General features: G+C 60.9%; 12 protein-coding genes. 9 read left to right on the top strand and 3 right to left on the bottom strand.

The window, feature by feature from the left end:
- Nucleotides 1-68: 68 nt before the first annotated feature.
- The 7 genes from ASC96_RS29850 (at nt 69) to ASC96_RS29820 (ending at nt 9,530) form a co-directional block, all read left to right on the top strand.
- A complete protein-coding gene (locus tag ASC96_RS29850) occupies nt 69-1,229 on the top strand; it encodes an acyl-CoA dehydrogenase family protein (protein ID WP_060506688.1) in 1,161 nt (386 codons plus the stop codon).
- 7 nt (nt 1,230-1,236) lie between these two features.
- Nucleotides 1,237-3,291 (top strand): acetate--CoA ligase family protein, encoded by a 2,055-nt coding sequence (locus ASC96_RS29845; RefSeq protein ID WP_060506687.1) that lies wholly within the window; start codon nt 1,237-1,239, stop codon nt 3,289-3,291.
- 4 nt (nt 3,292-3,295) lie between these two features.
- Nucleotides 3,296-4,078: a carnitinyl-CoA dehydratase gene (locus tag ASC96_RS29840; RefSeq protein ID WP_060506686.1), complete on the top strand. Its 783-nt coding sequence runs from the start codon at nt 3,296-3,298 to the stop codon at nt 4,076-4,078.
- Between the two features lie 308 nt (nt 4,079-4,386).
- A complete protein-coding gene (locus tag ASC96_RS29835; RefSeq protein WP_060506685.1) occupies nt 4,387-5,976 on the top strand; it encodes an ABC transporter substrate-binding protein in 1,590 nt (529 codons plus the stop codon).
- Nucleotides 5,976-7,082 carry an ABC transporter permease gene (locus ASC96_RS29830; protein WP_060506684.1) on the top strand — a complete coding sequence of 369 codons (1,107 nt, stop codon included), beginning with the start codon at nt 5,976-5,978 and terminating at the stop codon, nt 7,080-7,082. Before ASC96_RS29835 ends, ASC96_RS29830 begins: the two co-directional genes overlap by 1 nt.
- Nucleotides 7,079-7,906, top strand: a complete 828-nt coding sequence (locus ASC96_RS29825) for an ABC transporter permease (protein ID WP_060506683.1) — start codon at nt 7,079-7,081, stop codon at nt 7,904-7,906. Before ASC96_RS29830 ends, ASC96_RS29825 begins: the two co-directional genes overlap by 4 nt.
- A complete protein-coding gene (locus ASC96_RS29820; RefSeq protein WP_060506682.1) occupies nt 7,899-9,530 on the top strand; it encodes an ABC transporter ATP-binding protein in 1,632 nt (543 codons plus the stop codon). Before ASC96_RS29825 ends, ASC96_RS29820 begins: the two co-directional genes overlap by 8 nt.
- 54 nt (nt 9,531-9,584) lie before the next feature.
- Here ASC96_RS29820 and ASC96_RS29815 read toward each other — a convergent pair whose 3' ends face one another.
- On the bottom strand, nt 9,585-9,917 hold the full coding sequence (locus tag ASC96_RS29815) for a PAAR domain-containing protein (protein WP_060506681.1): 333 nt from the start codon (nt 9,915-9,917) through the stop codon (nt 9,585-9,587).
- 77 nt (nt 9,918-9,994) lie between these two features.
- Entirely contained in the window at nt 9,995-10,813 is an 819-nt protein-coding gene (locus tag ASC96_RS29810) for a helix-turn-helix transcriptional regulator (RefSeq protein WP_060506680.1), read from the bottom strand.
- A gap of 102 nt (nt 10,814-10,915) precedes the next feature.
- On the opposite strand from ASC96_RS29810, the gene ASC96_RS29805 reads away from it, so the two are divergent.
- On the top strand, nt 10,916-12,505 hold the full coding sequence (locus tag ASC96_RS29805; RefSeq protein WP_060506679.1) for an ABC transporter substrate-binding protein: 1,590 nt from the start codon (nt 10,916-10,918) through the stop codon (nt 12,503-12,505).
- Between the two features lie 25 nt (nt 12,506-12,530).
- Nucleotides 12,531-14,534 (top strand): CocE/NonD family hydrolase, encoded by a 2,004-nt coding sequence (locus ASC96_RS29800; protein ID WP_060506795.1) that lies wholly within the window; start codon nt 12,531-12,533, stop codon nt 14,532-14,534.
- Here ASC96_RS29800 and ASC96_RS29795 read toward each other — a convergent pair.
- Nucleotides 14,527-14,931 (bottom strand): ACT domain-containing protein, encoded by a 405-nt coding sequence (locus ASC96_RS29795; protein ID WP_060506678.1) that lies wholly within the window; start codon nt 14,929-14,931, stop codon nt 14,527-14,529. The two genes, ASC96_RS29800 and ASC96_RS29795, sit on opposite strands and share 8 nt — an antisense overlap.
- Nucleotides 14,932-15,062: the final 131 nt, after the last annotated feature.

Genomic DNA, 15,062 nt, shown 5'->3' with positions numbered 1-15,062 from the left:
CGGCCCTCCTTCTCCCCGATGGGGACAAGAAAAAGATCGCCCCGAATAAAAATACGAGGGAACACAACATGGATTTCGCACTTACCGAAGAACAGCAGATGATCGTCGATACCGTGCGCGGCTTCGTCGAGACGGAAATCTATCCGCATGAGAACGAGGTCGAGCGCACCGGCATCGTGCCGAAGGAGCTCGGCCAGGAGATTGCGCGCAAGTGCAAGGATCTCGGCTTCTTCGCCTGCAACATGCCCGAGGAAGTCGGCGGCGCCGGGCTCGATCACCAGACGTTTACGCTGGTCGAACGCGAACTTGGCCGCGGCTCGATGGGCCTGACGGTGTTTTTCGGCCGCCCTTCCGGCATCCTGATGGCCTGCAATGACGAACAGCGCGAAAAATACCTGATCCCGGCGGTCAAGGGCGAAAAGTTCGACGCACTCGCCATGACCGAGCCGGATGCCGGTTCCGATGTGCGCGGCATGAAGTGTTTTGCCAGGCAGGACGGTGACGACTGGATCGTCAACGGCACCAAGCATTTCATTTCGCATGCCAACATCGCTGACTTCGTCATCGTCTTCATCGCTACCGGTGAGGAAGAAACCCCACGCGGCCCGAAGAAGAAGATCACCTGCTTCCTCGTCGACCGCGGCACGCCGGGCTTCGAAATCCGCAACGGCTATGACTCAGTCTCCCATCGCGGTTACAAGAACTGCATCCTATCGTTCGATGATTGCCGCCTGCCCTCGTCTGCCATTCTCGGCGAAGTGCACAAGGGCTTCGACATCGCCAACGACTGGCTCTACGCCACCCGTATCACGGTTGCCGCCACCTGCGTCGGCCGTGCCCGCCGGGTGTTCGATTATGCCCTACCCTATGCCGCCGAGCGCAAGCAGTTCGGCAAGCCGATCGGCGCCAACCAGGGCGTCTCGTTCAAGCTCGCCGACATGATCACCGAAATCGACGCCGCCGACTATCTGACACTCGCCGCCGCCTGGCGGCTCGATCAGAAGCTTCCCGCCAACCGCGAAATCGCGTCGGCAAAACTCTATGCCTCCGAAATGCTCGCCCGCGTCACGGACCAGGCAATCCAGATCTATGGTGGCATGGGCCTGATGGACGATCTGCCGCTTGCCCGCTTCTGGCGCGATGCCCGCGTCGAGCGCATCTGGGACGGCACGTCGGAAATCCAGCGGCACATCATCAGCCGCGACCTCTTGCGTCCGTTGGGAGCGTGATTGATCCATGACACGCTCTCTCGACCGTCTGATCCGGCCCAAATCCATCGCCGTCTTCGGCGGCAAGGAAGCACGCCGGGTCATCGAACAATGCGACAAGATGGGGTTTACCGGTGATATCTGGCCTGTGCACCCGAAGCAGGACGAAATCCTCGGCCGCCGCTGCTATCGCTCGGTGGCCGAGCTTCCAGCGGCCCCTGACGCCTCCTTTGTCGGCGTCAACCGCCAGCTGACCATCGACATCATCCGCGACCTGTCTGCCCGGGGTGCCGGTGGCGCCATCTGCTATGCCTCCGGCTTTCGCGAGGCCGTCAGCGAACTCGCCGATGGCAACGACCTGCAGGAAGCGCTGGTCACAGCGGCCAGTGACATGCCGATCGTCGGCCCCAACTGCTATGGCTTCATCAACGCGCTCGATGGCGCCCTGCTCTGGCCGGACCAGCACGGCATGCAGCGCGTCGAGCGCGGCGTCGCCGTTCTCACGCAATCGTCAAACATCGCCTGCAACATATCGATGCAGATGCGCGGCCTGCCGCTCGCCTATATCATGACGGCCGGAAACCAGGCGCAGACGGGGCTCTCGGAGCTTGCGATCGCAGCGCTCGAAGATCCGCGCGTCACGGCCGTCGGCCTGCATATCGAGGGTTTCGACAGCATCGAGGCCCTGCAGCGGCTGGCAACGCGGGCGTGCGACCTGAAAAAACCGGTTGTCACCCTCAAGGTCGGAAAATCCGAAGCCGCCCAGCTCGCGACGGTTTCTCACACCGCTTCGCTTGCAGGCAATGACGCCGTTTCCGGCGCCGTTCTCGAACGTCTCGGCATCGGCCGGGTCGATACACTGCCGGAGCTGCTCGAAACACTGAAACTGCTCCACCTGCATCCACCTCTGAAAAGTTTCGACATCTCATCGATGAGCTGCTCCGGCGGCGAAGCATCCCTGATGGCCGATGCCGGGGTGAAGCGCAAGACCGTGTTCCGGGCTCTCAAGGACGAGCAGCGGCTGCCGCTGCGCGAAAGCCTCGGCGAAATGGTCACCATCGCCAATCCGCTCGACTACCACACCTTCGTCTGGGGCAACCTCGAAAAGCAGACGACCGCCTTTACCGCGATGATGAAGGGCGATTACGCGCTCAACCTCATCGTTCTCGATTTCCCCCGCCAGGATCGTTGTGACGCGGCCGACTGGAACACCACCTGTGAGGCTGTCATTGCCTCGACAAAAGCAACTGGGGCCGTTGCCGGCATTGTCGCCAGCCTCGGTGAAAACATGCCGGAAGATACAGCTTTGTCTCTGATATCAGCCGGTGTCGTCGCCTTTTCCGGGATCGATGAAGCCATCGCCGCCGCCGAAATTTCGGCCGGTATCGGTGCCACCTGGGCAAAGCCGGCTCCGGCTCCGCTCCTGTCCGCACGAGCGGACGACGGAGACATCATCACAATCAGCGAAAGCGCGGCCAAGGCTGAACTGGCAGCATTCGGTCTTGTGGTGCCCACGGGAAAAACCGCAGCCAATGCGGATGAAGCAGCCGATGCGGCCGAAGCGCTCGGTTTTCCGGTCGTGCTCAAGGGCCTTGGCGTTGCCCACAAGACCGAAGCCGGCGCCGTCAAGCTCAACCTTGGCGACCGGCAATCGGTTCTGGAGGCGGCCGACGCCATGAAGACGGTCGCATCCGGTTACCTCGTCGAAAAAATGATTGCAAAACCCGCCGCCGAAATCATCGTCGGCGCGCTGCGCGATCCCGTCGCCGGTCTGGTCCTGACCATCGGCGCAGGCGGCATTCTGGTGGAATTATTGGAAGATTCGGCGATTTTGACGCTTCCAACGACGCCGGAGGCCATCGGTGAGGCCATTTCCGGCCTGAAAATCAGAAAGCTGCTCGATGGCTATCGCGGCGGCCCGGCAGGCGACGTGGCGGCCCTTATTACAGCTGTCGCTGCTGTAGCATCCTATGTCGCTGCAAACGCTTCAAAGCTCGAAGAACTCGATATCAATCCTATCATGGTCTTGCCGCAAGGGTCTGGAACCGTTGCAGCCGATGCCCTGATCCGTCGAAGGAAATGACCCTATGACCGGACCTATCAGAACACGTCGCGAAGGCGGTATTCTCGAAGTCACCATCGATCGGCCGAAGGCCAATGCGATCGATCTGGTGACCAGCCGCATCATGGGCGAAATCTTTGCCAGCTTTCGCGACGAGGATAGCTTGCGTGTCGCGATCATTACCGGCGCCGGTGAAAAATTCTTCTGTCCAGGATGGGATCTGAAGGCCGCAGCCGGCGGTGACGCGGTCGATGGCGATTACGGCATTGGCGGTTTCGGCGGCATGCAGGAACTGCGCGACCTCAACAAGCCGGTCATCGCCGCCATCAACGGCATCTGCTGTGGCGGTGGGCTTGAGATTGCGCTTTCGACCGACATGATCCTGGCGGCCGAACACGCGACCTTCGCGCTGCCGGAAATCCGCTCCGGCACCGTTGCCGACGCTGCCTCGATCAAGCTGCCCAAGCGCATCCCCTACCATATCGCCATGGACATGCTGTTCACCGGCCGCTGGCTGGATGCGGCAGAAGCCAATCGCTGGGGCTTCGTCAACGAAATTCTGCCCGCTGACAAACTGATGCAGCGCGCCTGGGATCTCGCCCGCCTGCTCGAAAGCGGCCCGCCGCTGGTTTACGCGGCAATCAAGGAAGTGGTCCGCGCCGCCGAAGGCGAGGATTTCCAGACGACGATGAACAAGATCACCAAGCGCCAGTTCAAGACGGTCGACATTCTTTATTCGAGCGACGACCAGCTGGAAGGCGCGCGGGCCTTTGCGGAAAAACGCGACCCGGTGTGGAAGGGAAAATAACGGTCGCAAACCGCCGCAACGGAAGGGCGCAGGACAATTATCTTCGGCTTTCAATCATAAGCCAGACTTATGTAAATTGCCAAATTTTTATGTGAATACAGAGCGCACTTCAGAATATACCATTAATTTCAACGGGTTTTCGGCGCAGGAAATCCCCATTTCACGAAAGGCTCGATTGCGGCAAACCAATCCGCAAATGTGACTGGCCTACCCGCCCTCGGGCATGCATTCTAGCAAACACACGATCGGCAAAGATTGAAAACAATAAAGAAAAACGGCGAAAAGCCATCAACAAAGGGAACAGGGGAATGAGCGATTACAAGAACTACCTCGCCAATCAGGTGATGATGGGCAAGATGAACCGCCGCGAATTTATCGGCCTCACCGTGGCTGCCGGTGTAGCGCTCTCCAGCGCCAGCACATTGTTTGCCAGCAGCGCCGAGGCCCAGGAGCCGAAAAAGGGCGGTCACCTCAAGCTTGGCCTTGAAGGCGGCTCGGCCACCGATAGCAAGGATCCAGGCAAGAACCTATCGCAGGTCACCTTTGTGTCTAGTCACAACTGGGGCGACCTGCTCGTCGAATCCGACCCGTTCACCGGTGCGCCCGTGCCGTCGCTGGCCGAATCCTGGGAACCTTCGAAAGACGCTGTCACCTGGACCTTCAAGATCCGCAGCGGCGTCAAGTTCCACAATGGCAAGGACCTGACCGTCGATGACGTCGTGGCAACGCTGAAGCGGCATTCGGACGAAAAATCCGAATCCGGCGCCCTTGGCGTCATGAAATCGATCAAGGATATCAAGGCCGACGGCGGCAATCTGGTGGTGACGCTCAACGAGGGCAACGCCGACATGCCGTTGCTGCTCAGCGCCTATCATCTGGTGATCCAGCCGAACGGTGGTCTCGACGATCCGGAAGCCGGCATCGGCACCGGTCCCTACAAGATGACCAGCTGGGAACCCGGCGTCCGCGCCACCTACGAAAAATTCCCGGAATATTGGCGCACCGATCGCGGCTTCGTCGATTCCGTCGAAATCATCGTCATGAACGACGCGACCGCCCGCATGGCTGCGCTCTCGTCCGGTCAGGTCCATTTCATCAACCGCGTCGATCCGAAGACCGTCGGCATGCTGAAGCGCGCGCCGAATGTCGAAATCCTCTCGACATCGGGCCGCGGCCACTACGTCTTCATCATGCATTGCAACACAGCACCATTCGACAACAACGACCTGCGCCTGGCGCTGAAATACGCCATGGACCGCGAAACGATGGTCGACAAGATCCTCGGCGGCTACGGCAAGGTTGGCAACGACTTCCCGATCAACTCGACCTACGCCCTGTTCCCTGACAGCATCGAGCAACGGACCTACGATCCAGACAAAGCGGCCTTCCACTACAAGAAGTCCGGTCACGACGGTTCAGTTCTCTTGCGCACGTCCGACGTCGCGTTCCCGGGTGCCGTCGATGCGGCCGTGCTCTACCAGGAAAGCTGCAAGAAGGCCGGCATCAACATCGAGGTGAAGCGCGAGCCGGGCGACGGCTACTGGACCAATGTCTGGAACGTCCAGCCATTCTCGACCTCCTACTGGGGCGGACGTCCGACGCAGGACCTGATGTATTCCACCGCCTATCTGTCGACCGCGGACTGGAACGACACCCGGTTCAAGCGTCCTGATTTCGACAAGGTGCTGCTCGAAGCCCGCTCCGAGCTTGACGATGGCAAGCGCAAGGAACTCTATACGGCAATGGCAACGATGGTCCGCGACGAAGGCGGCGTCATCCTGCCGATGTTCAACGACTTCGTGAACGCCAGCACCAAGCAGGTAAAGGGCTACGTCAAGGACGTCGGCAACGACATGTCCAACGGCTTCGTCGCAACTCGCGTCTGGCTCGACGCCTGATGGCGGGCGGACCGGTCACGGGTCCGGCGCAGACAACAGGTCCGGCTACGGGAGGCGAAAGCCTCTCGCAGCAGGCGCCCGTTTCCGGAACTATGGTAACGCCCCCGACAGGGGTCGTTACCGGCACGTTCTGGCGCCGTTTCACCCTTCGCCGCCCCTTGGCGGCGCTCATCGTCCAGCGGCTGGGTCTAAGCGTTGGTCTTCTGTTTGCCGTATCGCTGATGATCTTCGGCGGCGTCGAAGCTTTGCCTGGCGATTTCGCCACGACCTATCTCGGTCAATCGGCAACACCACAAGCTGTCGAAAACATCCGCAAGGATCTCGGTCTCGACCGTCCTGTGACGGAGCGTTATTTCAGCTGGCTCGGCGGCGCGTTGCAAGGTGACTTCGGAAAATCCTGGGCCAGCAAGAATTCGGTCAGCGAGCAGATCGGCAAACGCCTCGGAAACTCCCTGTTCCTCGCCTTCTTCGCCGCGATCATTTCTGTGCCGCTGGCGGTCGGGCTCGGCATGCTTGCCGTGCAATATCGAAACCGTTTGCCGGACAAGATCATCAATGTCGTCTCTCTCGCGGCAATCTCCTTGCCCGAATTCTTCGTCGGCTATCTGCTGATCCTGTTCTTTGCCGTCCAGATGGGCGTCGCGACCTTCCCTGCCACCGTCTATGACGGCATGAGCTTTGGCGAACGTCTCTCGGCCATCGCGCTGCCCGTCGCAACGCTAGTGCTCGTCGTTCTCGCCCATATGATGCGCATGACCCGCGCGGCCATCCTCAATGTCATGTCGTCGGCCTATGTCGAGACGGCAGAACTGAAGGGGCTGAGCGCCTTCCGGATCATTGCCAAGCACGCCGCTCCCAACGCCGTTGCCCCGGTCATCAACGTCATTGCGCTCAACCTCGCCTACCTCGTGGTCGGCGTCGTCGTCGTGGAAGTGGTGTTCGTCTATCCGGGCATGGGCCAGTACATGGTCGATGCGGTGACGGTTCGCGATATGCCGGTGGTGCAGGCCTGTGGCCTGATCTTTGCCGCCTTCTATATTTTCCTCAACATGGCCGCGGATATTCTCGCCATCCTCGCCAATCCGAGATTGAGGCACCCACGATGAGATTAAGCACCATTCCCCTCAGCGCCTGGGTCGGCCTCATCGGCATTGCCCTGGCCCTGTTCTGCGCCATCTTCGCGCCCTGGATCGCGCCGTTCGGCGAACGCGATGTCGTCGGCGATATCTGGCTGCCGATGGGTGGCGATTTCCTGCTCGGCACCGATAATCTGGGTCGTGACCTTCTATCCCGCCTGATCTTCGGCGCAAGAACGACGATCTTCGTCGCCCTTGCAGCAACCGTCATCTCGTTTTCGCTCGGCATGCTCTTGTCGTTCACGGCTGCCGTCACCGGTGGCCTGATCGATCAGCTGTTCTCACGCTTCAACGATCTGATGATGGCGATCCCGACGCTGATCTTCGCGCTGGTGGTGCTTGCGGTTCTGCCGCAGCAACTCTGGATCCTGATCCTTGTCATGGCCATTCTCGACAGTACCCGCGTCTTCCGCATCGGCCGCGCCGTGGCGCTCGATGTCGCAGTCATGGAATTCGTCGAGGCAGCGCGCCTGCGCGGCGAAGGAACGCGCTGGATCATTTTTCGCGAAATCCTGCCGAATACGCTCTCGCCGCTGCTGGCCGAATTCGGCCTGCGGTTCGCGTTTTCTATCCTGTTCCTGTCCACCCTCTCCTTCCTCGGCCTTGGCATCCAGCCGCCAGCCGCCGATTGGGGCGGTATGGTCAAGGACAACAAGGACGGCATCATCTTCGGCATCTCGGCGGCCCTGGTGCCGGGCGGCGCGATTGCCGGCCTTGCCATCTGCGTCAATCTCGTCGTCGACTGGCTGATGAAGCGAACCTCGAGCCTCAAGGGAGGGCGCGGCGATGCCTGATCTGCTGTCTGTCAAGAACCTGAAGATCGAAGCCACCAGCTATCCGCCGGGTGAACCGCCAAAGACGGTGACGCTGGTTGAAAATGTCTCCTTCGACGTCCAGAAGGGCAAGGTGCTCGGTCTGATCGGTGAAAGCGGCGCCGGCAAGTCCACCATCGGCCTCTCGGCGCTTGCCTATGGCCGTGGTGGTGCGGCGATCACCGGCGGCCAGGTCCTGCTGAACGGCAAGGACATCCTGACGCTCGGCCGCGATGGTGTGCGCACCATCCGCGGCTGCAAGGTCTGCTATGTGGCGCAATCGGCGGCCGCCGCCTTCAACCCGGCCCACAAGCTCGGCGAACAGGTGATCGAGGCGGCCCTGCGCCACAAGATCATGACCCGGCCCGAAGCGGAAAAGCGGGCGCTGTATCTCTTCAAGGTTCTCGGCCTGCCCAGCCCGGAAACGTTTGGCGACCGCTATCCGCACCAGGTCTCCGGCGGCCAGCTGCAGCGCGCCATGACGGCGATGGCACTCTGCCCCAACCCCGAGCTGATCGTCTTCGACGAGCCGACGACAGCGCTCGACGTCACCACCCAGATCGACGTTCTGGCCGCCATCAAGCATGCGATTGAGGAAACCCATACGGCCGCCCTCTACATCACCCATGATCTCGCCGTCGTCGCCCAGATTTCCGATGACATCATGGTGCTGCGCCATGGAAAGACCATCGAATACGGAACGACCAAGCAGATCATCGAGGCACCGAACGAGGACTATACCCGCGCCCTCGTCAGCGTCCGCCAGGCCAAGCGCGAGGAAGCAAAGGATCAGAGCAATACGCTCCTGAAGATCGATCATGTCAGCGCCGGCTACGGCAACGGCTTCAAGGTTCTGCATGACGTGTCCATGCACCTGCCCAGGGGCCAGACACTGGCGATCGTCGGCGAAAGCGGTTCCGGAAAATCGACGCTCGCCCGCGTCATCACCGGGCTCCTGCCGCCTTCGGAAGGAATGATCACCTTCGACGGTAAGCAGCTTCCAAAAGCGCTGAATGGACGCAGCAAGGAAGAACTGCGCCGCGTGCAGATGATCTACCAGATGGCTGACACGGCAATGAACCCCCGCCAGACCGTGCGCGATATCATCGGCCGGCCGATCTCGTTCTACTACGGCCTGCATGGCGCGAAAAAGACCGAGCGGGTGAAGGAGCTTCTCAATCAGATCGAGATGGGAGACCGCTTCCTCGACCGCTACCCGGCCGAACTGTCCGGTGGCCAGAAGCAGCGCGTGGCGATTGCACGGGCGCTGGCGGCTAAGCCGGAACTGATCCTTTGCGACGAACCAACGTCGGCGCTCGACCCGCTGGTGGCGGAAGGCATCTTGAATCTTCTTCTGAGGCTTCAGGAGGAAACCGCTGTTTCCTATGTCTTTATCACCCACGACATAGCAATTGTCCGCGCCATCGCCGACTCGGTCGCCGTCATGCACCGCGGCAAGCTCGTCCGTTTCGGACCCAAGTCGAAAGTGCTCACGCCACCGTTCGATGACTATACGGACCTGCTGCTGAAGTCGGTTCCGGAAATGGAGATCGGCTGGCTGGAAAAGGTCCTGACCACCCGCCGGATGGAAAGCGCCGGAAACTGATCAGACAAGAATGGCCTTCCCTCCATGCCCCCATAGAAGGGAAGGATCTCACGCTCATTTTGTGGTGCAGGCGACATCACCCAGCCGCTGCATCGGCTGATTGTTTGCCATGACGGTCGTTTCGCCCTTGGCGGTACAATCCGCCTTTTCCGAAGTCCCTGAACGGACGCGCACCAGCGGCTGCCCTTCGATCATGATGCCCGGAACGATTTCGTAGAGATCGGCCGGGCAATTGACGACGTCCGACAGCCTGAGTGCTGGCGCACCGCCGATGAAGACGCTGGATGCGCCGGACAGTGCGCAACCGGCAAGCGGCGAAGCATCCTCGCCGAGAACCGGCAAGGCGGACAGTCCGAACAGCAGCAATCCGGCGGCAACAGTCCTCATCCCGTCCTCCCATCTTTCATCGCCCGAACCCTACGACGAAACCAACGCCAGCGCGACCGGCTACGCCTGATGCGAGTTCAGAAAATTTCCGGAACGGACAGGATGCCGGACGACGGGGCATCAAGGTAATCCCGCACTGTCGCCGGCAATTGTCGCGCATTCTCCGGCAGCACGCCGCAGCGGGACAGTACCTGCCGCTTGTCCGGATTTGTGCCGAGGTGGCGCCAGATGACCCGCGAGGCATAAGGCAGGTTTTCCTTGCGCCAGGAGACCCCCATAGTGACGCCGCGCAGATAGACCCGTTGATGTACCTCGAACGGCATCAGGATCGTCTGCGACATCATCGGCTGCCGGCTGACGCTACGTTCGGTGATGAAAACGCGGTTTCTCAAGAAAGCCGCAAGCCCGATATATTTCGAGTATTGCCGGATTTCATGGGCGGCATCGTGGATGCGTTCGATTGACTTGACGTGAACGGAACCGTTTTCCTCGAGAAGCCGGGCGCAGGAACAGACGACGAGACCCGGCCACGACGGCGAAAGATGATAAGTCTGGAAGTAGCCCAGGTGACGGCGAAGCGACACCAGGTCGCCCGGAAGCCCTTCCAGCAAAACGCCACCATCAGCCTTGCGCTGCAACGGACGCGTCATGCGTGTCTGGAATTCGGGCACGGCGAGCAAAAAGTCCTGAGCCCCTAGCCCGAAGAATACAGCGATACGGGCAAGGTTGTGCGCCGACGGCTTGGCCTCGCCGGAAATATACCGGTTGAATTGCTGGCGGTTGATGCCGATTTCCCGGCAAATCTGCGAGATCGATGGCCGCGTGGCGCAGGCAAAACGCAGATTTTCGGTAAAAGCGTCACTGTCCGTCACGAGTCGGTCCCTTTCGATTTTCATATAGCGTAAAGTCGCTTAAACCAGCGTCAAGTCGCGAAATTGTGCTTGGGACGTTTCCCGTTACGTTTCCCTTCGAAAAACCAGCCATAAAGGGAACAGCGCATGCGTGATTTCACCAACAAGCCCGACAGCCTGATTGTGGGCGGCGGCGTCAACCGCCGGACGTTCCTGGGCGGCACGGCGGCACTCGGTCTTGCGGCCGGCTTCTCCGGCACGTTGATCGCCGGCATGGCCCGCGCCGAAGAACCCAAGCGCGGCGGCCATCTCAAGCTTGGCCTCAAGGGCGGCGCCACCACGGATTCGCTCGACCCGGCCACCTATAGCGGCTCCGTCCTCTTCACCATCGGCCATCTGTGGGGCGACACTCTGGTCGAGTCCGATCCGACCACAGGCGCTGCCCTGCCTTCGCTTGCCGAATCCTGGAGCCCCTCGCCCGATGCGTCGGTCTGGACATTCAAGCTGCGCAGCGGTGTGACGTTCCATGATGGCAGCCCGCTGACCCTCGCCGACGTGATCGCCACCCTCAAGCGCCATGCAGACGAAGGTTCAAAGTCCGGCGCGCTCGGCCTGATGCGCTCGATCAAGACGATCGAAGACAAGGCCGGCGAACTCGTCCTGACACTGACGGAAGGCAATGCCGATCTGCCGCTGATCTTGACCGACTATCACCTGATCATCCAGCCGGGTGGCGGCGTCAGCAACCCGACCTCGACAGTCGGAACCGGCCCCTACAAGCTGACCAGCTATGAAGCCGGTCTGCGCTCCACCTTCGAAAAGAACACCACCGATTGGCGCTCGGATCGCGGTTTCGTCGATAGCGTCGAAATCATCGTGATGAACGACAACACGGCGCGCGTCGCAGCGCTTGCATCCGGCCAGGTGCATTTCATCAATAACGTCGATCCAAAGACAGTCCCGATGCTGAAGCGGGCGCCGAAGGTCGAGATCCTGAAAACTGCGGGCAAGGGCTTCTACAGCTTCCTGATGCACTGCGACACAGCTCCGTTCGATAACAACGACCTGCGGCTGGCGCTGAAATACGCGATCGACCGCCAGGCCATTCTCGACCGCATCCTCGGCGGTTACGGCAAGATCGGCAACGACTATCCGGTCAACGAGAACTACGCGCTGGCGCCGGAAGGGATCGAGCAGCGCGCCTATGATCCGGACAAGGCGGCCTTTCACTACAAGAAATCCGGCCACGACCGGCCGATCCCGCTGCGCACCTCGGACGCCGCCTTTGCCGGCGCTGTCGATGCCGCGGTGCTGTTTCAGGAAAGTGCTGCCAAGGCCGGCATTCAGATCGAGGTCCAGCGCGAGCCGGAAGACGGCTATTGGACCAATGTCTGGAATGTCCAGCCGTTCTGCGCCTCCTATTGGGGTGGCCGCCCGACGCAGGATTCGCGCTATTCGACATCCTATCTCTCGACCGCCGAATGGAACGACACCCGCTTCAAGCGCGAGGATTTCGACAAGATCTTGCTACAAGCCCGCTCCGAGCTTGATGAAACCAAGCGCAAGGAGCTTTACCGCACCATGGCGTTGACAGTCAGAGACGAAGGCGGCCTCATCCTGCCGGTCTTCAACGACTATGTGAACGCGGCTTCCGCTTCGCTGAAGGGCTTTGTCCACGACATCGGCAATGATCTTTCGAACGGCTATGTCGCAAGCCGCGTCTGGTTCGAGAATTAAGAGCGGAATGACAGAGATGGATAGCATGTCCAAACGCAGTTTCACCCTGATCGAGAACGAGTGGATCATTCTTGCCGACGGCACCCGGCTTTCCGCCCGTATCTGGATGCCGGATGGTGCCGATACGAGCCCCGTTCCGGCCGTTCTCGAATACCTGCCCTATCGCAAGCGCGGCGGCACCAATGCCCGCGACGAGTCCACCTATCCGATGTTTGCGGCCGCCGGCATCGCCGGCATACGCGTCGATATCCGCGGCTCCGGTGAAAGCGACGGCGTTATCGACGGCGAATATACGCCGCGCGAACTGAGCGACGGCTGCGAGCTGATTGCCTGGATCGCCGCCCAGCCCTGGTCGAACGGCAATGTCGGCATGATGGGCATCTCCTGGGGTGGCTTCAACTGCCTGCAGGTGGCCGCCCTGAGGCCCCCGGCACTGAAGGCGGTGATCTCCATCGCCTCCACGGTCGATCGCTACAATGACGACATCCACTACAAGAACGGCACGCATCTTTCGGCCCAGCTCTCCTGGGCGGCGACCATGCTGGCCTATCAGTCGCGTTCGCCCGATCCGGCACTGGTCGGCGACACATGGAAAGAGATGTGGCTGGAGCGGCTGGAAAACGAGCCCTACTTCATGGAAGAATGGCTCCAGCATCAACGCCGGGACGCTTTTTGGGAACATGGCTCGATCTGCGAGGATTTCGAAGGTTTTCCGGTTCCCGCCATGGTCATTGCCGGCTGGGCGGACGGCTACCGCAATACCCCGATGAAGGCCGCCGAGGGGTTGTGCGGCAAAGTAAAGGCCCTGATCGGCCCTTGGGTGCACAAATATCCGCATTTTGCCTGGCCGAAACCGCGTGCCGATTTCCACGGCGAAGCGATCGCCTGGTGGAACCATTGGCTGCGCGGCGAGGAAACCGGCGTCGAGGCGCTGCCGCAGATGCGCGCCTACATCCTTGATGGTCCGAAACCGGCGCTTCGCCGCAACGCCGATCCCGGCTTCTGGATCGCCAAGGACGAATGGCGTCCGCCGGAAATGCAGACCTTCTATGTCGATCAGTTCGGCAGTCTCAACGAGGGCATGCCGATTGCGGGCGCCCATGATCACAACGCCTATCTGAAATCGCCGCTCGACACCGGCACAGCGTCCGGTGAATGGTTCACCCTGAAGCCCGATGCCGAGATGGCTGGCGACCAGCGCAGCGACGACGCCGGATCATTGAGCTTCGAAACGGCGCCACTGACGCAGGCCGTCGATTATCTCGGCCAGCCGGTGTTGACGGTCGAGCTCGCCTGCGATGCCGATTGGGCCAATCTCATCGCCCGTGTCGTCGACGTCCATCCGGATGGCACCGCCACCCGCGTCACCTTCGGCGTGTTGAACCTCGCCCATCGCGACGGCAATGCCGCGCCAAAACCGATGGAGCACGGCAAGAAGACAAGAGTGCAGCTGGTACTCGATGCCTGCGGTTATCGCTTCGGCGTGGGCCATCGCATCCGGCTGTCACTTTCGACCGCATACTGGCCGATGGTCCTGCCCGCACCGTCCGATCCCGGCTTGACGCTCGATCTCGCTTCACTGGGGTTGGCCCTGCCGAAACTCGGCGAACATCGGGCGATTACCATGCCTGAGCCTGCCAATCCCGATCCGCTGCCGAAATACATCGAGCGCACGGCCGGCAGCACCAGCCGCCGGGTCGAGCGCGATATGACCACCGGCCAGACGCACTACTATATCTACGAGGACGGCGGCCTGACCGAACATCCCGATACCGGCCTTGCCACACAGGATATCCGCGACGAAACCTGGACAATCGCAGCGGACGATCCGTTGTCGATGACAGGCACTTCGACCTGGACCTGCATTGCCAAACGCGAAAACTGGTCAGTGAAGACGGTTTCGGTCTCGCGGATCGCCTGCACGGCGACCGAGTGGCTGACCTCGGCTTCCGTGGTTGCCTTCGAAGGAGAGACGAAGATCTTCGAAAAGACCTTCGGCGAAACGCGCGTGCCGCGCGACTTCATGTGAGAACGGGCGCGGCCTCTGCCAGGGCCGCAAGCGCCCGCTCCGCATCATCAGCAGGCACGAAAATGTGGTCGTGGTGATAGGCCGCGACCACATTGGCGCTGATGCCATGCCGCGTCAGTGCCACCGCAACCGCCGCCGTCAGACCAACCGCCTCCAGGGCAGAATGCACGGTCAGCGTGATGCAGCGCATCACCAAACCATAAGTCAGGCCTGCCTTGTCGGCATCGGCCTTGTCCAGAATCAGGGTCAGCCCCTCATCCTCGCGAAAGAAGCCGAGCGGCTTCAGCGAAAGCCAGCTGGCGTCCTCAGCCGGGACGCTGCAATAGACATAATCGCCCGGGCGCAAATCCGGCCGCATCTCGCGCAACAGTATTTCGAGATCGGTAATGCCACTCATGTCTATACCCCTTCTTCAATCTCTGCCGGATCACACGGACGTGTATCCTCATCTCCGGCCTGTCACTTTGGCGTTACGCACGCATTTGCGATTTGACCCGCCTGCCTCTGTTGGCCAGAGTTTGCTCATAA

Source organism: Rhizobium sp. Root1204, assembly GCF_001424965.1.
Taxonomy (GTDB): Bacteria; Pseudomonadota; Alphaproteobacteria; order Rhizobiales; family Rhizobiaceae; genus Pararhizobium.
The sequence above is the reverse complement of the archived record's forward strand: the minus strand, read 5'-3'. Positions and strand labels throughout refer to the sequence as shown.